At 35.2% G+C, this 22480-nt stretch carries 23 protein-coding genes and 1 pseudogene; all 24 read left to right on the top strand.

The features are described 5' to 3' along the window. Positions 1 to 84 precede the first annotated feature (84 nt). A complete protein-coding gene (fdhD, locus tag Q0X02_RS04285; RefSeq protein WP_297812073.1) occupies positions 85 to 837 on the top strand; it encodes a formate dehydrogenase accessory sulfurtransferase FdhD in 753 nt (250 codons plus the stop codon). 2 nt (positions 838 to 839) lie between these two features. Then, entirely contained in the window at positions 840 to 1475 is a 636-nt protein-coding gene (locus tag Q0X02_RS04290; RefSeq protein WP_297812076.1) for a formate/nitrite transporter family protein, read from the top strand. Positions 1476 to 1487: 12 nt separating this feature from the next. Continuing rightward, positions 1488 to 2669: a molybdopterin molybdotransferase MoeA gene (locus Q0X02_RS04295; protein ID WP_297812078.1), complete on the top strand. Its 1182-nt coding sequence runs from the start codon at positions 1488 to 1490 to the stop codon at positions 2667 to 2669. Further along, the gene (mobB, locus tag Q0X02_RS04300) at positions 2666 to 3673 is read left to right on the top strand and encodes a molybdopterin-guanine dinucleotide biosynthesis protein B (RefSeq protein WP_297812081.1); all 1008 of its coding nucleotides are present in this window, start codon (positions 2666 to 2668) and stop codon (positions 3671 to 3673) included. The genes Q0X02_RS04295 and mobB overlap by 4 nt, the downstream gene beginning before the upstream one ends. 9 nt (positions 3674 to 3682) lie before the next feature. Continuing rightward, entirely contained in the window at positions 3683 to 4138 is a 456-nt protein-coding gene (locus tag Q0X02_RS04305) for an 8-oxo-dGTP diphosphatase (protein ID WP_297812084.1), read from the top strand. Further along, a complete protein-coding gene (locus Q0X02_RS04310) occupies positions 4138 to 5046 on the top strand; it encodes a DMT family transporter (RefSeq protein WP_297812087.1) in 909 nt (302 codons plus the stop codon). Before Q0X02_RS04305 ends, Q0X02_RS04310 begins: the two co-directional genes overlap by 1 nt. Beyond that, the gene (locus tag Q0X02_RS04315; protein ID WP_297812090.1) at positions 5039 to 5779 is read left to right on the top strand and encodes an NAD-dependent protein deacylase; all 741 of its coding nucleotides are present in this window, start codon (positions 5039 to 5041) and stop codon (positions 5777 to 5779) included. Before Q0X02_RS04310 ends, Q0X02_RS04315 begins: the two co-directional genes overlap by 8 nt. Continuing rightward, positions 5769 to 6167, top strand: a complete 399-nt coding sequence (locus Q0X02_RS04320; protein ID WP_297812092.1) for a hypothetical protein — start codon at positions 5769 to 5771, stop codon at positions 6165 to 6167. Before Q0X02_RS04315 ends, Q0X02_RS04320 begins: the two co-directional genes overlap by 11 nt. Positions 6168 to 6259: 92 nt before the next feature. Next, positions 6260 to 6994, top strand: coding sequence for a rhodanese-like domain-containing protein (locus tag Q0X02_RS04325; RefSeq protein ID WP_297812094.1), 735 nt, complete (start codon positions 6260 to 6262; stop codon positions 6992 to 6994). Positions 6995 to 7049: 55 nt separating this feature from the next. After that, the gene (locus tag Q0X02_RS04330; RefSeq protein WP_297812097.1) at positions 7050 to 8531 is read left to right on the top strand and encodes a TIGR04282 family arsenosugar biosynthesis glycosyltransferase; all 1482 of its coding nucleotides are present in this window, start codon (positions 7050 to 7052) and stop codon (positions 8529 to 8531) included. Continuing rightward, on the top strand, positions 8503 to 9165 hold the full coding sequence (locus Q0X02_RS04335; protein ID WP_297812100.1) for a TIGR04283 family arsenosugar biosynthesis glycosyltransferase: 663 nt from the start codon (positions 8503 to 8505) through the stop codon (positions 9163 to 9165). The genes Q0X02_RS04330 and Q0X02_RS04335 overlap by 29 nt, the downstream gene beginning before the upstream one ends. Then, positions 9140 to 10087 carry a (Fe-S)-binding protein gene (locus Q0X02_RS04340; RefSeq protein WP_297812103.1) on the top strand — a complete coding sequence of 316 codons (948 nt, stop codon included), beginning with the start codon at positions 9140 to 9142 and terminating at the stop codon, positions 10085 to 10087. Before Q0X02_RS04335 ends, Q0X02_RS04340 begins: the two co-directional genes overlap by 26 nt. Continuing rightward, a complete protein-coding gene (gene arsS / locus Q0X02_RS04345) occupies positions 10084 to 11004 on the top strand; it encodes an arsenosugar biosynthesis radical SAM (seleno)protein ArsS (protein WP_297812106.1) in 921 nt (306 codons plus the stop codon). Before Q0X02_RS04340 ends, arsS begins: the two co-directional genes overlap by 4 nt. Then, a complete protein-coding gene (locus Q0X02_RS04350; RefSeq protein WP_297812109.1) occupies positions 10997 to 11437 on the top strand; it encodes a C-GCAxxG-C-C family protein in 441 nt (146 codons plus the stop codon). The genes arsS and Q0X02_RS04350 overlap by 8 nt, the downstream gene beginning before the upstream one ends. Before the next feature lie 111 nt (positions 11438 to 11548). Further along, positions 11549 to 13093 (top strand): NAD(P)/FAD-dependent oxidoreductase, encoded by a 1545-nt coding sequence (locus Q0X02_RS04355; RefSeq protein ID WP_297812112.1) that lies wholly within the window; start codon positions 11549 to 11551, stop codon positions 13091 to 13093. A 91-nt stretch (positions 13094 to 13184) separates the two neighbouring features. Further along, positions 13185 to 14138, top strand: coding sequence for a 1-phosphofructokinase family hexose kinase (locus tag Q0X02_RS04360; RefSeq protein WP_297812115.1), 954 nt, complete (start codon positions 13185 to 13187; stop codon positions 14136 to 14138). 176 nt (positions 14139 to 14314) lie between these two features. Continuing rightward, positions 14315 to 15766 (top strand): IMP dehydrogenase, encoded by a 1452-nt coding sequence (gene guaB / locus Q0X02_RS04365; protein ID WP_297812118.1) that lies wholly within the window; start codon positions 14315 to 14317, stop codon positions 15764 to 15766. 9 nt (positions 15767 to 15775) lie between these two features. Beyond that, positions 15776 to 16249 carry a 5-(carboxyamino)imidazole ribonucleotide mutase gene (gene purE, locus Q0X02_RS04370; protein WP_297812121.1) on the top strand — a complete coding sequence of 158 codons (474 nt, stop codon included), beginning with the start codon at positions 15776 to 15778 and terminating at the stop codon, positions 16247 to 16249. Beyond that, a complete protein-coding gene (gene purM, locus Q0X02_RS04375; RefSeq protein WP_297812124.1) occupies positions 16249 to 17274 on the top strand; it encodes a phosphoribosylformylglycinamidine cyclo-ligase in 1026 nt (341 codons plus the stop codon). The genes purE and purM overlap by 1 nt, the downstream gene beginning before the upstream one ends. 242 nt (positions 17275 to 17516) lie before the next feature. Next, positions 17517 to 19112, top strand: a complete 1596-nt coding sequence (locus Q0X02_RS04380) for an ABC-F family ATP-binding cassette domain-containing protein (RefSeq protein ID WP_297812127.1) — start codon at positions 17517 to 17519, stop codon at positions 19110 to 19112. 8 nt (positions 19113 to 19120) lie between these two features. Beyond that, complete coding sequence (guaA, locus tag Q0X02_RS04385) at positions 19121 to 20653, top strand: glutamine-hydrolyzing GMP synthase (protein WP_297812130.1); 1533 nt, start codon at positions 19121 to 19123, stop codon at positions 20651 to 20653. Positions 20654 to 21380: 727 nt separating this feature from the next. After that, a complete protein-coding gene (locus tag Q0X02_RS04390; protein ID WP_002841332.1) occupies positions 21381 to 21698 on the top strand; it encodes a hypothetical protein in 318 nt (105 codons plus the stop codon). 376 nt (positions 21699 to 22074) lie between these two features. Beyond that, positions 22075 to 22278, top strand: a complete 204-nt coding sequence (locus tag Q0X02_RS04395; protein WP_297812135.1) for a helix-turn-helix transcriptional regulator — start codon at positions 22075 to 22077, stop codon at positions 22276 to 22278. Between the two features lie 12 nt (positions 22279 to 22290). Beyond that, positions 22291 to 22480 (top strand): annotated as a pseudogene (locus Q0X02_RS04400) (hypothetical protein); the annotation flags it as partial.

Consider the following 22480-nt stretch of genomic DNA (forward strand, 5'->3'; position numbering starts at 1 on the left):
GTTCAAATTTAAAAAATTCATAAAAAATTTTATTTATTTGTATCAACTAAAGTTGTTTGATATAATGAAATAAAGGAGATTTAGATGAATTTTGAAAAAAAAGTAATGGTTAAGAAATACAATGACGGTGTCATTGAAGAAGTTAAAGATGTTATTTTGAGGGAATTTTTGTTGGATATAAACATTAATTCAAAGCCAATCGTGAAGCTTTTGTGCATTGAAAAGGATTTACGAGAACTTGTTTACGGATATTTGATTACAGAAAACATTGTGCAAGCAAAAGACATTAAAAATGTGACGGTGAATTTCGAAAAAAATAGTTGCAATGTGATTTTACATAATGTAGATAATACGCCAAGTCATGCGACAACTGAAAGTGGAGATTACAAAAATATTCCGTACAATTTCAAAAACAGAGACGAAAAAGTTGTTCCAGTTGATTGGAAAGAAGAAGATTTGCTAAGAATTTCAAATTATAATTTGTCGGGCTCAAAACTTTTCAAAGAAACTGGCAACGTACATTCAGTGGTTCTTGCGAAAAATGGTGAAATAATATGCCAATGTGATGACATTGGAAGATACAACGCATTTGACAAAGCAGTGGGAACTTGCGCATTGAAGGGCGAAAATTTATCGGAGTTGATAGCTTTTACATCGGGAAGGATTCCATCGTCGATAGTTCAAAAGTGCATCAATTCAGGAATTTCTGTCATAGTTTCGAGAAGCGCCCCAACTGATGTTTCACTAGAACTTGCACAAAAATACAATTTGTCCATAATCGGCTTTTGCAAACAAAGTCGTTTAAATATTTATTTAGATTTTAGAAAGAGGGTATAGTTATGAAAAAATTAGGGGATTTTTTGTACGCTATAATGGCAGGTGCTTTCATCGCATTAGGTGGAGTTGTGTATTTGAGTCTTTCAAACAAAATTGTCGGAGCATTTATGTTTAGTTTGGGACTTTTTGCAGTTTGTACCCTAAAATACAATCTGTTCACGGGAAAAGTAGGATATCTTTTCAACAACGATGTCAAGACGTATTTGCCATGGTGTTTTATGGTGTGGGTTGGAAATTTGATTGGAAGTATAATAGTTGCAGAGTTAATTCGACTCACTAGGATTGCACCAGATTTAATAGACAAATCATCAAGATTGGTTCAAGTAAAAGCTGACGATAGTTTGATAAGTCTGTTTGTACTTGGAATTTTCTGCAATATTATGGTAGTTCACGCAGTCGACCAATATCTAAACAATCCTCACGAAATTGGAAAATACTTGGGAATTGTATTGAGTATTATGGTGTTCATCTTGTGCGGATTTGAACACTGTATTGCAGATATGTTTTACTTCCAAATGGCTAGAATGTGGAGTGGACAGACAATAATTGCACTTTTAGTTATAACTTTGGGAAATGTTTTGGGTGGAATTTTGATTCCAACAATGAGAAATATTAATACGAAATTAAAAAGCGAATAATCGGGAAAAATAATGTTGATTAATGTAAATGAAGCGAAACAAATTTTACAAAAAAATATAGAGCAAACTTTAGATGTCGAAGAAATAGCCCTCGAAGATTGTCACAATAGGGTGTTGGCTGAGGATGTTGTTGCGCAATTCAACAACCCTCCTTACCCAAAAAGTGCTATGGATGGTTACGCCGTAAGCACCAAAGACGATGACAAGTCGTCCAAGAAGAAAATCATCGGAACAAATTTTGCGGGTGATTACAATGAATTTGAATACATTAAGAACACTTGCATTAGAATTACAACCGGAGCTTACATTCCAAAATGCTACGATTCTATCGTCAAACAAGAAAACTGCAAAGTTCAAGATGGATTTATCGAGATTGACAAGCCTTACGAGAAATTCGATTATTACATTAAAGAAGGCGAAGATGTAAAAAAAGGCGATATTGTCATCAAAAAAAACACCAAACTATCTTCAATTCATTTGTCAATCTTGGCATCTAACGGCTACTCAAAAGTAAAAGTCAAACGAAAGATGAAGGTGTCATTGATATCGACAGGCTCAGAGTTGTTGTATCCAGGAGAAGATTACAAGCCTGGCAAAATCTACAGTTCGACAACTTTTGCTCTCAAATCCATTTTGGAAAACTCAGGCATAGAGGTCGTTGAACACAAAAACGTAAAAGACGATGAAAAGTCTATAACAGACGAAATCAAAAAAATATCGAAGAAATCTGACTGCATAATAACAACAGGAGGAGTCAGTGTCGGCGACAAAGATTTGATGGAAATTTGTATGAAAAACTTGGGCGAGATTTTATTTCACGGAGTGGCTATGAAGCCGGGAACTCCGGTTATGGCATCCAAGATACAAAACACGATAGTCTTGTCTTGTTCGGGAAGTCCGTTCGCCGCTTTTTGTAATTTTGAGGTTTTGTTTTGGGAGTTGTACAACAAATTTTATGCAGTGAACGTCAAACAATTTGAACAGGGAACAATTGTAAAAGGTTCGATGCAGCCGTCAAAATTGACTCGTTTTGTAAGGTGTTTTGTGAAAGATTCAAAAATCACGATTTTTGCTCGCCACAAAAACTCTATGTTGAAAGATTTGACAGATTGCAACGCACTTTTGTTGCAAAAACAAAACGAAAGTTTGAGCGAAAATCAAAAAGTAGATTATATTTATTTAGGTGAAATATGAAAGTAAGTGTTGGAATTTTGGCTGGAGGAAAGAGCAGTCGAATGGGTCAGGACAAGTTCGACTTGAATTATCATGGACACACATTTATTCAGGAATTAATCGGAAGATTTTCTGATTATGAGCTGATAATTTCATGTAACAGTCACGATTATTTTCCGGTAAAAACTGTCAAGGACAGCTTTCAAAATGCAGGGCCTTTGAGTGGGATACTTGAAATTTTGAAAAACTCAACAAATGAATATGTATTTATAACTTCTTGCGATATGATTAATGTGAATCACGATTTAGTGGAATTTGCTGCATCTATCGCAAGTTTTTCAGATGAGGCGATAATTTTTAAAGATGATGAAAGATTTTATCCGACGTGCGGAATTTTCTCGAAGAAAATTATTCCTATACTGGAAGATATGCTGGAGAAAAAAGATTATCGTGTGATGAATTTGTTGAAAAAAATCGAAACAAAATTCGTGGATTTGAAGTACACGATTTTTCAAAAAAATTTCATCAACATCAATTATCCAGAAGAACTAAAAAAAAATTCTACGCCGTTGATTTCTATTTGTGGCAAAAAAAACAGTGGCAAGACAACTTTCATAAGAAAGTTGATTCGAGAATTGAAAAAGAAAAACAAAACCTGTTCTGTTATTAAGCACGACGGTCACGATTTCAAGCTCGATTTTGACGATACGGACACTTTTTTTTACAAACAAGAAGGTGCAAATCAAAGCTTGATTTTTAACGACAAATACTTTAAATTAGATGGTAAGAGCAAGAGCGTTTTTGAACTGATAGAATTACTCGATGATGTTGATTTGATAATTCTTGAAGGGATGAAAGATTCAGATTTTATCAAATATGAGTGTACTCTTACGGATGATTTGGTGGCGAATGATATCAACAAATACGCAATCATAAGCGACAGGAAATTCAGTGGCTATGAGAATTTTGATATCGACAATCCGAGCGAGTTTGCCGATTACATCATCAAAAAATTTAAAATATAGAAGGTTTTTATGGAAAATATTTTGTGCAATATGGTTAAAATAAATCGAGGCAAAGACGTTTTGGTCCTTGATAAAGTGAAAGAATACGGCTGGGAAGGCTTGACTTTTCCAGGAGGTCACGTCGAAAAATTTGAATCTATTACTGAATCTGTGATTAGAGAAGCCAAGGAAGAAACAAATCTCGACATCAAAAATATAAAATACGTTGGAATGATTAGCTGGTATGATTTGGACAATGAAGATAGAATTGTCGGATTTTTGTACGAAACTGATGATTTTTCTGGAGAGTTGATTAGGGAAAACATAGAGGGTACGCTTGAATTTGTAGATTACGAAAAATTAAAGACGATGGATGGACAAAGCGATTCTATGGCTGAAATTTTCGATATTTACGACGGGGTGTACTCCGAAATTGTCTTGTATTATAAAAACAACAAATGTGTAAAAAAGGAGTGTTATAAGTAGTGAGAAAAGCAAAGGGAATGATGTTTGCGTTGATTTCTGCTTTGATTTTCGGCTTTACTCCGATAATGGTACGAGCTACTATGAGTAACGGAAGCAACACTATTATGACTTCTTTTCTGAGGGGATTTTTTGTAATTCCATTTTTATTTTTTTCGATGAAAAGTCGAAACATCAGCGTCAAACTAACAAAAAAAGAAATGAAACAACTTTTTCTGATGTGTTCAATTGGTGGATGCGTCACTATGACGATGTTGTACTGCTCATATCAGTATATTTCTGTTGGGCTTGCGACATCGATTCACTTTATTTTCCCGACTGTGGTGACGGTTTTTTCGGTAATTTTTTTGAATGAAAAGATGACCAAGTTCAAATTCATCTCACTTATTTGCTCCATTATCGGAGTTATACTTCTCGCAGACAATGTAGGTGGGAGCAAGAATTTTCCTCTGGGAATGACACTTGCAGTGGCATCGGGATGTACTTATTCTTTTTATTTGATATATATGGATGTTTCGGGGCTTAAAAATATGGACAGCGTTAAGGTTACATTTTACAACTGCGTAATAAATTCGACGTTGTTATTTATTTTCGGAAATATCACAGGATATTTTACCCTCGGTCTCAACAAATACGCATGGATAATAGCGTTTTTGATTTCAATCTTGGTATCCGTTTTTGGAACGTTGTTCATACAGTTGTCAATTGTATATGCAGGAGTTAGCACTTACACGATTTTTTCGACGTTGGAGCCAATAACATCTGTAATACTTGGAATTATTTTGTTTCACGAAACGACAAGACCAAAAAGATTGATAGGATGTTTTATGATATTTTTGTCAGTGGTGATTCTAGCACTTGCGACAAAATACCAGGAGAAGAAAGCGAAGGAAATGATAGAAAATGAATGAGATAGAAAAAGTTAAAAAAATCGTAGAAAAAAGCGACAGGATAGTTTTTTTTGGTGGTGCCGGAGTGTCAACGGCATCGGGGATTCCGGATTTCAGATCGGCGACTGGACTCTACAACAAGAAAAACGACAGTGATTTTTCACCGGAATATATGCTAAGCCACGAATTTTTTACAAAACATCCGGATTTGTTTCAAAATTACGTCTTGGAAAATCTGATAATAGACAACGTGAAACCGAACAAGGCACATTTGGCACTTACAAGATTAGAAAATGCTCACAAACTGCTCGGAGTTATCACGCAAAACATCGACAGTTTGGATAAAATGGCGGGCACGAAAAACATCGCAGAAATTCACGGGAATTTGAGGGATTATTATTGCGTCGACTGTGAAAAAAAATACTCCTTGGATTATTACAAACAAAACAGACCTTGCAATTGTGAAAAATGCGGCGGAGTCGTGCGTCCAGATGTTACCCTTTACGGAGAAGTGCCACCGCAAAGTGAATTTTTGAAGGCGATAAATTGGATACAAAAGGCGGACACGATGATTGTCGCTGGAAGTTCGCTCGTGGTCTATCCTGCAAGTGGGCTTATAAATTATTTTCGAGGTGACAATTTGATTTTGATAAATCTCGACAAGACAAGCTACGATAATCTGGCGAACATCGTCATTCACGATGACATCGCAAAGACTTTGGAATATGTTACGAGGGATATAAATGCGAGATAAAATTATAAATTATTTAAGAAAAGTTTACGGAGTGGATTTTTTTTCAAAGACTATGATATTTTTAGCTTTGATAATTTCACTTATCAATTTAAAATTTAAAAACAGAACTCTTGAAATAATTGCAATGTTTCTGATTGTTTATTTTGGAATTTTCAGAGTTTTTTCGACTAACAAGTACAAAAGAATGATTGAAAATCAAAAATTCGCAAAAGCAGTCAAGCCTATGACGGATTTTTTTGAAAAATACAAAATGCGAGCTGTAAATTCAAAGGACAAAAGATATATAAAATGTCCAAATTGCAAAAAAGAAATGAAAATTCCAAGGAACAAGGGCAAAATCAGGGTGACTTGTCCTCACTGTGGACACAGATTTGTGAAGAAAAGTTAACCATTTATAGAAAATTTCAATAAATAACTAGAGATTTTTGTTAGATTGATATGTTATAATCAATTAGATGAAAATTTTTAGGAGGAATATTAATGAAAAAACTTTTATTGACAATAGCTCTAGTATCAGCTATCGCTTTTACTGGTTGTTCAAATAATCAAGCAAAACCTGCTGACAACAATTCAAAGACTGAACAATCTTCACAAAAAGCAGAAATCAAACAAATGAAGGGTGCTGAACTCGAAGCAATCGAACAAGATAAGAAGAAAAAAGAAACTGTATTGGTTGTAGACGTTAGAGATAAAAAAGAATATGACGAAGGACACGTTAAATTCGCTATCAATATGCCAATCGACACTTTTGAACAAGAAGTTTCTAAACTAGACGCATTCAAAGACAAAGCAGTCATCACTGTTTGCAACAGCGGAAAGAAAAGTCAAAAAGCTGCTGAAATTCTAGTTGACAAGGGATTCAAGGATGTTACAAACGCAGAAGGCGTTAAGAAATTTGATTACAAATTGGTTAAATGGGCAAGTATTTTGCCAGCTGATATGGAAAAAGCTGTTGAAGACTCTAACAACGTTATAGTTGACGTTAGAGCAAAAAAAGATTACGACAAAGGTCATCTTAAAAATGCTATTAGTATGCCATTAGAAGAAGCTGACGCTAGATTATCAGAAATTCCACAAGACAAACCAGTTTACACTTATTGCTATTCTGGAAATAAATCTTCTGAGTTAGCTCAAAAACTAATCGACAGGGGAAACAAAGAAGTATTCAACTCTTTAGATGGAACTAAAGAACACGACTACGAATTAGTAAAATAGTTTTTAAAATTTTGGCGGCTCACAATTCGGGCCGCTTTTTTTTACAGGAGAAGAAATGAACGCAGTTATTTTGATGACTAAAATTCCACACGAAAATTCCAAGACGAGATTATCTTCGCTTTTGAATGAAAAGCAGAGAATAAAATTGAGCGAAAATCTCATTCAACAAAACTTAAGCATAATAAAAAACTACAAAATCTTTTTATCGCTCACTCCGAATGAATTGTTTTTAGATTACGAAAAAAATTCTCCGTATGAGTGCATAAGGCAAATAGGAGATGAAATCGGCTCTAGGATGAGCAATTCTATCAAAGATGTTTTGGCTCTTGGATATTCAAAGGTCATTTTGATTGGTTCTGATATCTACGATTTTGACGAAAAGATTTTCGATGATGCTTTCCAAAAACTCGACAATGTGGATGTTGTTTTCAGCCCCACAGAAGACGGAGGATACAGTTTGATAGGGATGAAAAAACCACACGATTTTCTTTTTAAAGACAAAAAATACTCCACTACAAATGTAGAAAATGAGTTGGAAAGCTCTATTTTAGAAAACAATTTGAGCTTTTTTAAACTCAGATTAACTCGCGACATCGATACGGACATTGATTTTGTGAAGTTTATCAGTAAAACGGACGATGTGAGATTAATCGGTAGAGGAGAATACAATTCAAATTATTTGATACATAACGATTATTTGATAAGAATTGCAAGGGGCTCACAGATGCACTTGGACAATCAAATAGAATACGAGTACAATGCGCTAAAATTTCTCGAAAAATCAAAAGTCACACCGAAAGTCTACGATTTCAAAACTGACGAGTTGACGGGAGTGGATTACTTAACTGAGGAGTACTTAATTGGAAGGGATTTGAACTATGAAACGGATTTAAAAACTGCGGCGTATTTGTTGTCACAAATTCACAAGCTAAATGTGAAAAAAGAGGATTTCGTTGTGGCACAAAGCCCGTTTGCTATGATGTATGATGAGTTTGTAGAGATGTTCTCCCACTATCGAAAATGGAGACACAAGGATGAATCCACAGAAGAAAAAATTTCAGATATGCTCAAATACATCAAAAATCTGGGACTCGATTCTTCACTTCAAAATCCATGTCTTATCAACACTGAACTCAACAACAAAAATTTCATCATAGGAGAAAAATCGTACGTGATTGATTGGGAAAAACCTATTGTCGGAGAAAGAGAACAGGATTTGGCACATTTTTTGGCGCCGACGACGACTTTTTGGAAGACGGATGTGATTTTGGACAAAAACACAATGGACGATTTCTTAGATGAATACGACAACTTATCAAAAATAAAAGTAGATAGGGAAAAATTCGTAAAATATTTGCTGTTTACGTGTCTCAGAGGAATAACTTGGTGTTCAATGGCGTACACTCAGTATGTCGATGAGAAAAAAGATGAGGGTTTTACTTTTGAGAAGATAAAATCGTACTTGTCAGATGATTTTTTGAATATGATAGAGGAGTTTATAAAATCCGATGATTTCAGTAATAGTGCCGGTGTATAATGAATCAAAAAATATCGACAAATTCATAGACAAGCTGGATGTTTTTGACAGTGAGTTTGAAATTGTGTTTTCTGTAAGCGGAGATGATGACACTTTTGATAAGATAAAAAAAAGGGGATTTAATCCTATCAGGAGCACAAAAGGACGTGGCAATCAAATCATAAACGCAATTGAACACTCAAACGGAGATTTGCTGTTGATTCTTCACTGCGATTCTTTTTTCAAACAAAATCCAAAAGAGCAGATAAAATCTATTTTGAAGAAATACAAAATGGGTTGTTTCAGAATTGAATTTGTTCCGAGAAAGTTGATTATGAAAATTGTGGCGTTCAATTCCAACAACAGAGTGAAACTCAGAAACATTGCATTTGGTGACCAAGGGATGTTTTTCACTAGGGAGTTTTATTATGAGATGAACGGGCTTAAGAACATTGATTTGATGGAAGATTATGATTTTTCAATTAGGGTGAAGGAAAAAGGATACAAAATTTTCCAGTCAAATATGAAAATATACTCCTCATCGAGAAGGTTCGAAAAAAACGGATACTTTAGAACTATGTGGATGATGCAAAAGTGTCAGTATATGTATCGCAAGGGGGTAGATGTAGATGATATCAAACGAAAATACAAATGATTACTTACAAGAAGTCCAAGAAAAATGTATTAAATGTGGCAGATGCACGAGAAATTGTCCTTTTTTGACAAAGTACAAAATCAACTTAAAAGATTTCACACAGAGAAATGATTTGGCTTTTTCGTGTTTTTTGTGCGGCAAGTGCAAGGCGGTTTGCCCTGTTGATTTGGATGGAGCTAAGATTTCACTTATTTTGAGAAGACAAACTCCGAAATTCAAATCAATTAAAAAACAAAAAGAAAATTATTTCTTCAAAAACAAATCCAAACGCAAATCGAAAGACTTGTTGTATTTGGGTTGCAACTTTCCGGCGTTTTATCCACAAACCGCTAAGTACTTGATGGAAGTTTTTCAACAAGAAGGATTCGATTACTCGATTGACTGTTGCAATCTTCCGAGCGATTTTACTGGATTTGAAAACACCTATATGGAAAGATTTGAAAATGAACTCAGGGAAAAAGAAGTCGAAAGAATCGTGTGCGTATGTCCAAACTGTTTTCACAAATTTTACAAGAAGTTGTCCGTTGAGGTCATAACAATATTCAAATGGCTAGAAGAAAAAGATATGATACACGATATTGACGAGGAAGTGAACGTGTTTTTCCCATGTTCTGACAGATACAACCACGTTATTTTCGATGAAATCAAAAGACATATCAAGGGGTTTAATGACAAATTTACAAGTACAAACTGCTGCGGTGCGGGAGGAATCGCCGGTAAGAGCGAAAAAGAAATCGCAAATCAGATGAAAAATTCTATAAAGAATGAAAAAATCTACACTTACTGCGCAACGTGCTCTTCAAATTTCATTGCAAACAATGAAGTTCATCATTTTGTAAGTAAAATGGTTGGCTTGGATGAAAAATGTGACACAAACTTTTTCAAAAATGCTTTAAAAGGAAAATTTAGGGGGAGAAAATGAAATTCGAAGACAGAATCGAAGAAGAATTTAAAATGACAGGTGACATAACGACGTTGCAACTGAACATCACTCAAAAATGCAATTTGCGTTGCACTCACTGCCACGTTATGAAAAACAGTGAAAATTTGGAAATGTCCAAGGAAACAATGCTGGATTGTTTGAAATTCTTGGACAATCACAAGATGAAAACAGTTGACATCACAGGAGGAGAGCCGACAACTCATCCTTTAATCGTGTGGTTCATTGAAGAATGTTTGATGAGAGTAGATGATTTAATAATAAGAACTAATGCTACAGATATTGAAAAAAACGAAGAGCTTATGAATTTATTCAAAAATGAAAACATCAAAATAGTCGTATCACTTCCTTGCTACACACAAGAAAATGTTGATAGTCAAAGAGGACAAGGAGTGTTCACAAAAGTCATCGCAAATTTGAAAAGATTAAATGAATTTGGATACGCAACGACAAAAGAATTGGATTTGGTGTACAATCCACTGGGTGATTTTTTGCCACCGGAACAATCCAATCTTCAAGTAGATTACGAGCGTGAACTCGACAAGTTGGGTGTCAAATTTAATAATTTGTTCACAATTACAAATATGCCGATAGGATTTTTCAAGGATTTCTTGAACAAAAGCGGAGAGTTCGACGAATATATGAATTTATTAGAGGACAATTTTAACGAAGAAACAGTTGCGAATTTAATGTGCCGATTCCAAATCTCTGTCGACAGTGTGGGAAATTTGTACGATTGTGATTTCAACCAAGCTGAGAGAACTCCTATGAATAAATTCCAAAACATAAAAGAGTTAATCAATCAAAAAGAATTGACAAGAGAGATTGTCTTCAAACAATACTGCTACGGTTGCACTGCTGGAAGCGGTTCAAGCTGTGGGGGTGCGTTGGATGAGTAGATTGACTAACGAGCAAATTTGGGGACAATTTTGCGACGGAATAGACTGTGCACAAGTTGTTGTGAGATATTTTGCTGATTATTTGAACATCGACAAAGAACTCATCACAAAATTCGCATCGCCATTTACAGGCGGTATGTACAAGGGAATGGCTTGTGGTGCTGTGACTGGTGCATACATTGTTTTGGGAGTTAAATATGGACACTCAAAGCCCAATGAAGGTGACAAAAAAGTCGCTCTAGTCAAAAAAATGTTTGAATTTGATTCGAAATTTAAACAAAAGCAATCGTCAATTGTCTGCGAGGATATTTTGGGAGATAACATAGCGGAAAATCTCGAAAAAATTGAAAAAGAAAACACGATGCAAAAAAAATGCCCACAAGCTGTGAATGATGCAATCGACATACTAGAAGAGATGTTCGCACAAGAATAATACATGAGCTGTCTACTAAGTAGGCAGCTTTTTTTTAAAACTCATTTTGCCTGACAATATTTCTATGTAAATAATGATATAATACAATTAGCAAACGAAAGAGAGAATATTATGATTATTATTAGAAATATAAAATTAAAAAACGACGATGAAAGTGAATTGAAATCTAAAATAGCGAAAATGATTGGCAAGAAAGATTTCGATTACGAAATATATCGCAAATCGATTGATGCCAGAAAGGGAATTGTATTCAATTATCAAGTGATTGTGGATGCTGATTTGTCTGACAAAAAGATGAAATCAATCCAAAATTGCGAAAAATATTTTGAAGAAGATTTTACATTAACGAATGTCGACAATGCAAAAAGCGTCACAGTCGTTGGAAGCGGACCTGCGGGGTTATTCTGTGCGTATTTGTTGGCAAAAAATGGCTCAAAAGTAAAAGTCATTGAAAGAGGAAGTGAAGTATCGAAGAGAGTTTGTGATATAGACGAGTTTTTGAAAAAAGGAAAGCTCAACACAGACAGCAACGTGCAGTTTGGAGAAGGAGGAGCCGGGACTTTTTCAGATGGAAAACTAACAGCGAGAAGCAAAGACAAGAGAGTTCGTGAAGTGTTGCAGACATTTGTAGAGTACGGCGCACCACGAGAAATAATGTACGATTCAAAGCCCCACATAGGGACTGATGAGTTGCAGAAGGTCATCGTGAATATGAGAAATGACCTGATAAAAATGGGATGTGAATTTGAGTTCGACACGAGAATAGACGATTTGACGATAGAAAATCAAAAGTGTATCGGGGTAAAATCACAAGACAAAAAATATGAATCAGATTGTTATGTGCTCGCATTGGGCAACAGCTCCAGAGACACTTTAAGAATGCTCAAAGACAAGATAAAATTGACGAACAAACCATTTGCCGTTGGATTTAGAATAGAGCATCCACAAAAAATGATAGACTCAGTTCAGTACAAATGTGACAGAAATCTTCCGGCGGCAACTTATCAACTTTCGTATTCAGAAGAAAACAAACGTGGAGTATACACTTTTTGTATGTGCCCAGGGGGATACGTCATAAACGCATCGAGCGAAGAAAATATGTTGTGCGTAAACGGAATGAGTTATCACAAAAGAGACGCAGACAATGCCAACAGTGCTATCGTGTGTGGAATCGATGAGAACACTTACGGATATGAACTGCTCGATGGATTGAAATTTCAAGAGGAAATTGAGATGAAAGCATTTCAATTGGGCGGTTCAAACTACAACGCACCAGTTCAATTGGTGAAAGATTTTATTGACGGCACAAAATCCGAAAAGCTCGGTGAGGTAGTTCCGACAGTAAAACCGGGATACGTTCTCAGCGATTTGAACGGAATTTACCCTGAAAGTGTGACAAATTACATCAAGACGGCGATTAAAATGATGGACAAAAAGCTTCACGGATTTTCGATGGACGATGCAGTTCTCACGGGAGTGGAAACGAGAACGTCAAGTGCCGTGAGAATGGACAGAGATGAACTACTTAGGAGCGAAAACGTGGATAATCTCTTCGTAATTGGAGAAGGAAGTGGATATTCTGGAGGAATTGTTTCCAGTGCGATAGATGGATTGAAGGCAGCAGAAGTTATATTAACATCAAAATTGTCTAAATAATTCAAAAAATAAAATATTGGGTATATTAATTAAAAAGATTTATCATTTAGATAAAGCTACAGAGAAAAATTGGTTTTTATGAGGAGAAAAAATGATACTTTGTGTGACAACGAATCCGGCAATTGATGTGATTTATAAGGTGGGAAAGCTGGATATTAATGGAGTAAACAGAGCCTTAGATGTTTACAAAACACCAGGAGGTAAAGGGATAAATGTGTCGAAAGTTTTGCAATTGCTCCAAGCTGATGTTATGGTGACAGGATTTATCGGAGGAAGTAACGGCGATTATGTAATAGATAAACTCGATGAATTGAACATCAAGCACGACTTTATTTTTACAAATGTCGACACGAGAAATAGCATAAGAGTTGTTCATTCAGACGAGCAAATGGAAATTCACGAATCTACAAATAAAATTGATTCGAGATTCGAAGGTACTTTTATGTCACTCATCAAAGAGATAGGAAAAGACTATGACATATCCGTAATAAGCGGAAGCTTGATGAACGGTTTGTCTGATAGTTTCGTGGAAGATACGATGGAAATTTTGCAAAAAAATTCGAAAGTCATCTTGGATATAAACGGAGCTGTCACAAAAAAAGTGTTGGAAAATAATTACAGACCATACGCAATCAAACCAAATTACTACGAATTTAAAGAAATTATAGGATTTGACGAGAACATTTCATCCAAAGATTTTATCGAAAAAGATTCAGCGTACTTAAAAAAATTGTTCGACAATGAACTGCTAGGGAAAATAGAAATAGTTTTAGTAACTCATGGAAAATACGGTGCCATTTTGAAATACAAAAATAATTTGTACAGAATTAGAGTTCCAGAAAATAAAATCCAACGTACAGTTGGAAGTGGCGATGCGACAGTTGCGGGATTGGCAAAATTCTTGGATGAGGGATTAGATGTTAAAGAAACTATAATAAAAGCCGTTTCGCTAGGAGTTTTGAACGCAAAGGTTTATGAAGTTGAAAAAATCAACACAGAAAAAATCAACGAAATTTCAGAGCAAATCCAAATAGAATTATTGTAAAAAATTGTGCCAATTTTTTGGCACAGTTTTTTTGTTGATTTAGAAATTGTTTATCTGATATAATATAAGATAAATCGTGAATGTAAATTTGCTTGACTTGCATTTGTTTGTATGGTAAATTTATTGAAACATTTAAAATTTTTTGTAGAAATTTTTTATTTTATGAGGAGGGTTTTATGCAATTTATCGGTGAAGGATTAACATTTGATGACGTACTACTAGTACCAGGTCCATCAGAGATTTTACCTAATGAGACTATTTTAAAAACAAGATTGACAAAAACTATTGAATTGAACATTCCTATGATGTCAGCAGGAATGGACACTGTAACTGAGTCAAAAATGGCCATTGCTATGGCGAGACAAGGCGGGATCGGAATTATTCACAAGAACATGACTATCGAAGAGCAAGCGCGAGAAGTAGATAGAGTTAAACGTTCTGAAAATGGAATAATTACTGATCCTTTTTACTTATCTGCAGATGACAAAATCATCGATGCTTTGAAATTGATGAGTCACTACAGAATTAGCGGTGTACCTATTGTTAATAAAGATATGACTTTAGTCGGCATCTTAACTAACAGAGACGTTAGATTCGTAAAAGATGAACAACTTCCAATTGGAGATGTTATGACTAAGGACAATTTAATAACAGGTCACGAAAACATATCTATGGACGAAGCTTTGGAAAAAATGATGAATGCAAAGATAGAAAAGCTTCCAATAGTTGATGAAAATTTCAAATTAAAAGGTCTTATCACTACAAAAGATGTTGAAAAATCCATTCAATATCCAAATTCAGCTAGAGATTCCCAAGGAAGACTATTAGTTGGAGCTGCAGTTGGTATCACAAACGATATGATTGAAAGATGCCAAGCCCTTGTAGATGCAAAAGTTGACGTAGTCACTATCGACACAGCTCATGGTCATTCAAAAGGAGTGTTGAACGCTGTAGCTAAATTGAAAAAAGCATTCCCAGATTTACAATTAATCGCCGGTAACGTAGCTACTGCTGATGCTACAAGAGATTTGATAAAAGCAGGAGCTGATTGCGTCAAAGTTGGTATAGGTCCTGGTTCTATATGTACGACAAGAGTTGTAACTGGTATCGGAGTTCCTCAAATGACAGCTATAATTGAATGTGCAAAAGAAGCTGACAAATACGACATTCCAATCATAGCAGATGGTGGTATCAAATATTCAGGAGACATCACTAAAGCATTGGCAGCAGGTGCATCTGTAATAATGGCAGGTAGTTTGTTCGCCGGTACAGAAGAAAGCCCTGGAGAATTGGTTGTATTAGAAGGAAGGCAATACAAAGAATACAGAGGGATGGGTTCACTTGGCGCAATGAAGGCAGGAAGTGGCGACAGATATTTCCAAAACAACACTAAAAAATACGTTCCAGAAGGAGTAGAAGGTAGAGTTGCATTCAAAGGCTCTGTAGCAGAAGTTATCTATCAATTAGTCGGTGGACTTCGTTCAGGTATGGGATATGTTGGCAGCAAAAACTTGGTTGAATTGAAAGAAAAATCAAAATTCGTGAAGATTTCTCCAGCAACACTTGTAGAAAACCATCCACATGATATTACAATAACTAGAGAATCTCCAAACTACACAAAAAGATAGGAGCGACAAATGGATATTAGATTGATAATGGGAAGCAGCTCGGACATAGAAGTGGCAAAAAAAGTTACAAAAATGTTGAAAAAATTTGAACTTTCTTATGAAGTGTCAGTGATTTCAGCACACAGAGCACTAGAAGTATTGGAAGAGACTGTAAGAAAAGATGATTGCAAAGTTTACATCACAATCGCAGGAAAAGCTGCTCATTTGGGAGGAGTGACTGCAGGATTGACAACAAAACCTGTAATAGGAATCCCTGTAAAAGGCTCTGCACTAGCAGGAATGGATGCTTTGTATTCAATCGTTCAGATGCCAAAAGGAGTTCCCGTTGCAACAGTGGCAATCGACGGCGGAGAAAACGCAGCTATCTTAGCTGCACAGATGATTGCAATTTCTGACGAAAAATTGTCTTCTAAATTGAAAGCATACAAAGAAGAAATGAAACAAGCCGTGATTGATTCCGACAAGGAGCTAGAAGAAATATAATGGGATTAACATACAAAGATTCTGGTGTAGACAAGGAAAAAGGCTACGAAGAAGTACAAATCATCAAAGAAATCGTGAAAAAAACTCACGGCAAAGAAGTGTTGACGGGAATCGGAGGATTTGCAGGATTATTTAAGCCGGAAATTTCTGGGATGAAAGAACCTGTTTTGGTGAGCGGAACTGATGGCGTTGGTACGAAAATAAAATTGGCGATGGAACTCGACAAGCACGATACAGTTGGAATTGATTTGGTTGCAATGTGCGTGAATGATATTTTGTGCCAAGGTGCAAAGCCTCTTTTCTTCTTGGATTACATCGCAACGGGAAGTTTGAAGCCGGAAAAAATGGCTGCTCTCGTTTCTGGCGTTGCAGAAGGATGTAGCCAATCTGAAAGCGCATTAATTGGCGGAGAAACAGCAGAAATGCCAGGATTATACCAAGAAAACGACTATGATTTGGCGGGATTTGCAGTGGGAATCGTCGATAAGGATAAAATAATCGACGGAAGTGGAATTAAAGAAGGAGATGTTGCAATTTCTCTATCATCAAGCGGAGTTCATAGCAATGGTTTCTCGCTTGTAAGAGCAGCTTTGGATATGGCGAATGTAAAATTGTCCGACAAATTTGAAGACACAACAGTTGGTGAAAGACTTTTAGTTCCAACTAGAATTTATCAAAAAGAAATCTCAGCTTTATTAGAGGAAGTTGAAATCAAAGGAATTGCACACATTACTGGTGGCGGATTGTATGAAAATGTTCCAAGAATGTTGCCGGAAAATATAGGAATCGAATTTGAAATAAAAGAAGACGAGATTGATTCTATATTCAAAAAGATTCAACATTGGGGAAATGTCGACACGAAAGAAATGTTTTCGACATTTAATATGGGAATTGGAATGGTGATTGTCGTGGATGAAAAAGATGTTGACAAAGCCCTTCAAATTTTACAAAAAATAGACCCGAAAGCTAAAAAATGTGGAGTGTGTAAGCAAACAGAAACAAAAGTTGCAATTAATTTGGACTAATTTTTGGGAAAATGAAAATTTCTAAATAAGAATATACTTTTGAATTTCGGCTCAGAAAATTTAAAAACCTAAGTCAAAATACTTTTACCAAAAGGATTGTCCAACATATAAATTTATAAAATCAACAACCATTTATTTTTCGAAATTAAATGGTTGTTTTTGGATTTGAACAAGCCTCAACTTAAAATTGAGACGGAAAGTCGTGATTTATGATATAATTAGTGAGTATTGGAGGGATTTAGATGTTAACAGTTAACAATTTAAGTGTCATATTCCCCGATAAAAAATTATTTGAGGATGTTAACCTAATTTTTAATCCAGGTAACTGTTACGGAGTTATCGGTGCAAATGGTGCTGGTAAATCTACATTCCTTAAAATTTTATCCGGAGAAAAAGAGCCTACAAAAGGCAATGTCACGATAGATAAGAATACTAGATTGTCTAAGCTAAACCAAGACCACTACGCTTTTGAAGAAAACAGCGTTATGGATACGGTTTTGATGGGAAATAAGAAACTATTCGAAATTCAAAAAGAAAAAGAAGCCATTTATATGAAACCCGATTTCAGCGATGAAGACGGGATGAGAGCCGCTGAGTTGGAGGCAGAGTTCCAAGAGCTTGGAGGATACGAAGCAGAAGCGGAAAGTTCTTCTCTTCTTCAAGGATTGGGAATTACAACCCAACAACATTATTTGCTGATGAAAGATTTGAAAGAATCTGACAAGGTAAAAGTATTGTTGGCACAAGCTTTGTTCGGAAATCCAGGGATATTGCTGTTGGACGAACCTACGAATGGTTTGGATTTGAAGGCTACGTTGTGGTTGGAAGATTTCTTGATGGATTTCCCAGGAATTGTAATCATAGTGTCGCACGACAGGTATTTCTTGAATGAAGTGTGCACTCATATGGTCGACGTGGACTACGGGAAGATTAATATGTTCGTCGGTAACTACGATTTCTGGTACGAGTCAAGTCAACTTGCACTTAGAATGCAAAAAGAGCAAAACAAGAAAAAAGAAGACAAGATAAAAGAACTACAAGAATTTATCCAAAGATTTTCCGCCAACAAATCAAAGTCCAAGCAAGCTACAAGTAGGAAGAAACTTCTCGACAAAATCACGTTGGATGACATCAAGCCATCTAGTAGACGTTACCCATTCGTGGGGTTTGAACTTTCGAGAGAAGTCGGCAATGAAATTCTAAATGTGGACAACTTGACTGTCGAACAAAATGGCAGCAAGCTAATCGACAATTTGTCTTTCAGAGTTAACAAAGGAGACAAGATTGGATTTATCGGAAATGAAATCGCCATCACGAAATTTTTCGAGATAATCAATGACAATGACGACGATTATACAGGAGAATTTAAGTGGGGACAAACTATCACCCACACTTATTTTCCTAAAGATAACACTAAATATTTCCAAGATTGTGATTTGACATTAATTGATTGGCTGAGACAATTCAGCGAAGAAAAATCGGAAATTCACATCAGAGGATTCTTGGGCAAAATGTTGTTCTCGGGAGATGAAGCGTTGAAAAAATCCAACGTCCTAAGCGGTGGCGAAAAAGTCAGAATGATGTTTTCAAAAATGATGGTGACACCGGCGAATGTTTTGGTGTTCGATCAACCGACTAATCACTTGGACTTGGAAAGCATCGAAGCTGTCAACAACGGGCTTATAGCATTCAAATCAAACATTTTATTCACATCTCTTGACCATCAATTTGTGTCATCAGTTGCGAATAGAATCATTGAAATATTTGATGACGGAACATATCGTGACGTATCTATGAATTACGAAGATTATATAGAAAAATATTTGACTAATAAATAGGGGTAGAAATGAAACATCAATTAGTTATTGTAGTAGATTTTGGAGGACAGTACAACCAGCTAATCGCACGTCGTGTCAGAGATTTGAACGTGTATTGCGAAGTTGTGCCATACAAAAAAGCCTTGGCTGAAATAAAAGAAAAACAACCAATCGGGATAATCTTCACAGGCGGGCCGAACAGTGTTTACGAAGAAAATTCTCCACAAATCGAAAAAGAAATTTTTGAATTAAACATTCCAGTATTGGGAATGTGCTACGGAATGCAACTTATCTCAAAAGACTTTGGCGGAGTTGTAGAAAAAGCAAAAAATCGTGAATTTGGAAAGACAAACGCTAAAATCACTAACACAAGTCCTATATTAAAGAACATGAGTGACGAAAGCATCGTGTGGATGAGCCACACGGATTTCGTATCGCAAAAACCACAAGGATTTGAAATAATTCAGGTCACAGACTCCTGCCCAGTTGCAGCCATCGCAAACGAAGACAAAAAGATTTATGCAGTACAATATCACCCAGAAGTTAACCACACAGTTGAAGGTAAAATCCTCATCAGAAACTTCCTCTATGAAATCTGTAAAGCGGATGGAGATTGGACGATGGAAAACTTCCTAGGTGAACAAATCGAAAAAATAAGAAAAACAGTCGGCGACAAAAAAGTTTTGTTGGCATTATCAGGTGGGGTAGATAGCTCTGTTTGTGCGTCACTTTTATCCAGAGCAATCGGCAAAAACTTGACTTGCGTATTCGTTGACCACGGATTAATGAGAAAAAATGAAGGCGACGAAGTTGAAGCAGCATTCAAAAATGACGAATTAAACTTCGTAAGAGTAAATGCAAAAGACAGATTCTTGAACAAATTAAAAGGCGTATCCGACCCAGAACAAAAGAGAAAAATCATCGGAGAAGAATTCATCAGAGTATTTGAAGATGAAGCAAAAAAAATCGGCTCAGTTGATTTCCTAGCACAAGGGACAATCTATCCAGATGTAATAGAATCCGGCAAAGGCGACGCATCAGTGATAAAATCTCACCACAACGTTGGTGGACTTCCAGATGTAGTTGATTTCAAAGATTTGATCGAGCCACTACGAGATTTGTTCAAAGACGAAGTAAGAAGATTGGGATTAGAATTAGAAATGCCAGAATATTTGGTATATCGTCAACCATTCCCAGGACCAGGACTTGGAATCAGAGTTATGGGAGAAATCACAGAAGAAAAATTGGAAGTGTTGCGCGAAGCAGATTTCATCTTCAGAGACGAAATCGCAAAAGCGGGAATCGACAAAGACATCAACCAGTATTTTGCAGTCATCACAGACAACAGAACAGTCGGAGTAATGGGAGATTTCAGAACTTACGATTACACATTGGCACTTCGTGCAGTCACAACAACAGACTTTATGACAGCCGATTGGGCAAGAATCCCATACGAAGTCTTGGATAAAGTATCAGTGCGAATCGTCAACGAAGTCGACCACATCAATAGAATAGTCTACGATATAACAAGCAAACCACCAGCAACAATTGAATGGGAATAAATTTTTGGTAAAAATGGCGAACTAGGCTTGTTTCGAAAGCACCTCATTGCGGCGTACTTGTTGTACGCCTCATTACGGCACTTCCTGTACTTCGCCTATTTCATCCATTTTTCCTCGAAAATTATTTTGAATCTTGATAAAGGAAATAAAAAGATGCGAGCGAATAGCGTGCATTTGTTAAAAATAATAAATTGAATAATAGTTCCAAGTGGTTTACATTTGGACAAAAAATTAGACCGTAGTTTTTAGACTGCGGTCTTTTTTTGGTACATTAAAAAATTTACCTCTAGTAAATTATATAAAGAGGATTGAAAGTCTATTGTGGTGAATATTTTAATGGCTATTGTAAGAAAATTCAGTAAAATGATTTGACAGAAAAATAATATCATGGTACTATAAATGTAACAATGGTACTATAAATGTAACCATACATAGTTGTAAGAGGATAAGAGTGTTATGTCATACTTTAATTTTCAAAGGTATAAAAATGGAGATACGTTGATCCTATATTTAGTAACTAATGAATATTAAAACAAAATTATTTTCTGTTTTTTGTGTTATGGTAATAATCAGAAGAATGATTAGTTAGGATATCTAAAGATAGGCTAAATGTTTCAGGCTTGTAGCATTTCTACTGAAGTAGATAATTTTTGATAACCTATAGTTATTTAAAAGAAAAATTTATTCGTTTTTAAAAAGTAGATTTTATTTTTAGGAGGTGTAGATTGTGTTAAATAAAATAAGAAATTTCAAAAAGATGAATTTGATAACTAAAATATCATATATTTTGCTAATAACATTGTTTGTAATAATTCCATTTACAGGTTTGGTGTTAGAGTCTTTGAATATTAATATTATAAGTTTAAATATGATATTTGCACTATATATTCTAACTATAGTAGCTTCCTTGATGGCAAAACAGTGGAAATTGATAGTTGTAGCAACGATTGGAAGCATGATAATTTGGGCGATTACATTAGGCCTATCAGAAGTATTGTGGTATTACTTGAAAGAGTTTTTTGGAATTGATATTTCATATAGATAAAGAATTATTTATCTAAGGTGAAAATTTCGATGTTTTGTAACTTACAAAGGTAAAAAAATAGATACACCTTTATCCTATATTTAGTAGTTGAGGTTTAGATTTTATAAATTAGGAAAGAAAATATGAATATAAAAAATTTGACTATATTTTGATAATTGCATCTATAATAACCATATTCGTAGGATATAATGACTTTAAAAAGCATATACCCATGTATGTAGCGATTATGTGTGTTTGTTTGTGCAATATTATCGTTAGTTTATTTCTTCAACATTAAAAAAAGCATGTAAATATGAATATAAGAAGACTGTATCGTATATATTAAAGTCATTGTTATGTGATTAATTTGCATTATAGCATATATGGAAGTGATTACATGGAAGTAGTAATTGAAAATAGAATTGCAGAATTTCGAAAGGAGCTTGGACTATCGCAACATAGGCTCGCTAAAACTGTTGGTATGAAAAGAAGGTCAATAATGGCTTATGAAAATAATACGATAAGTCCAACTCTTGAAACAGCCTATAAAATTTGCAAGGTATTAAATAAAGATATTAAAGAAGTATTTATTTTTAAGTAAGGAGGTAATAATATGGGACTTTTATTTAATGATAACAATGAGATAAATGAAAAGATTAAAAATGAATTTGGAAATTTAGACAATCATTTAATAGCATTTAAGCATAATGGTATAAAGAAGGGATTGGCTAAATTATTAATAATAGGGGGGGTATATTATACCTGTCTCTTATACACATCTGACGCTGCCGACGAAACCTTAT

It is taken from the genome of uncultured Finegoldia sp. (assembly GCF_947252345.1).
Classification (GTDB): Bacteria; Bacillota; Clostridia; order Tissierellales; family Peptoniphilaceae; genus Finegoldia.

Bases quoted from the DNA above. Each gene is read 5' to 3' on its own strand.
- Q0X02_RS04335 (WP_297812100.1), top strand. From the start codon at position 8,503: ATGATTTCAGTAATAGTGCCGGTGTATAATGAATCAAAAAATATCGAC.
- Q0X02_RS04290 (WP_297812076.1), top strand. From the start codon at position 840: ATGAAAAAATTAGGGGATTTTTTGTACGCTATAATGGCAGGTGCTTTC.
- Q0X02_RS04395 (WP_297812135.1), top strand. From the start codon at position 22,075: ATGGAAGTAGTAATTGAAAATAGAATTGCAGAATTTCGAAAGGAGCTT.
- Q0X02_RS04305 (WP_297812084.1), top strand. From the start codon at position 3,683: ATGGAAAATATTTTGTGCAATATGGTTAAAATAAATCGAGGCAAAGAC.
- arsS (WP_297812106.1), top strand. From the start codon at position 10,084: ATGAAATTCGAAGACAGAATCGAAGAAGAATTTAAAATGACAGGTGAC.
- mobB (WP_297812081.1), top strand. From the start codon at position 2,666: ATGAAAGTAAGTGTTGGAATTTTGGCTGGAGGAAAGAGCAGTCGAATG.
- Q0X02_RS04320 (WP_297812092.1), top strand. From the start codon at position 5,769: ATGCGAGATAAAATTATAAATTATTTAAGAAAAGTTTACGGAGTGGAT.
- Q0X02_RS04355 (WP_297812112.1), top strand. From the start codon at position 11,549: ATGATTATTATTAGAAATATAAAATTAAAAAACGACGATGAAAGTGAA.
- guaA (WP_297812130.1), top strand. From the start codon at position 19,121: ATGAAACATCAATTAGTTATTGTAGTAGATTTTGGAGGACAGTACAAC.
- purM (WP_297812124.1), top strand. From the start codon at position 16,249: ATGGGATTAACATACAAAGATTCTGGTGTAGACAAGGAAAAAGGCTAC.
- Q0X02_RS04315 (WP_297812090.1), top strand. From the start codon at position 5,039: ATGAATGAGATAGAAAAAGTTAAAAAAATCGTAGAAAAAAGCGACAGG.
- Q0X02_RS04340 (WP_297812103.1), top strand. From the start codon at position 9,140: ATGATATCAAACGAAAATACAAATGATTACTTACAAGAAGTCCAAGAA.
- Q0X02_RS04380 (WP_297812127.1), top strand. From the start codon at position 17,517: ATGTTAACAGTTAACAATTTAAGTGTCATATTCCCCGATAAAAAATTA.
- Q0X02_RS04330 (WP_297812097.1), top strand. From the start codon at position 7,050: ATGAACGCAGTTATTTTGATGACTAAAATTCCACACGAAAATTCCAAG.
- Q0X02_RS04325 (WP_297812094.1), top strand. From the start codon at position 6,260: ATGAAAAAACTTTTATTGACAATAGCTCTAGTATCAGCTATCGCTTTT.
- Q0X02_RS04295 (WP_297812078.1), top strand. From the start codon at position 1,488: ATGTTGATTAATGTAAATGAAGCGAAACAAATTTTACAAAAAAATATA.
- guaB (WP_297812118.1), top strand. From the start codon at position 14,315: ATGCAATTTATCGGTGAAGGATTAACATTTGATGACGTACTACTAGTA.
- fdhD (WP_297812073.1), top strand. From the start codon at position 85: ATGAATTTTGAAAAAAAAGTAATGGTTAAGAAATACAATGACGGTGTC.
- Q0X02_RS04350 (WP_297812109.1), top strand. From the start codon at position 10,997: ATGAGTAGATTGACTAACGAGCAAATTTGGGGACAATTTTGCGACGGA.
- purE (WP_297812121.1), top strand. From the start codon at position 15,776: ATGGATATTAGATTGATAATGGGAAGCAGCTCGGACATAGAAGTGGCA.
- Q0X02_RS04360 (WP_297812115.1), top strand. From the start codon at position 13,185: ATGATACTTTGTGTGACAACGAATCCGGCAATTGATGTGATTTATAAG.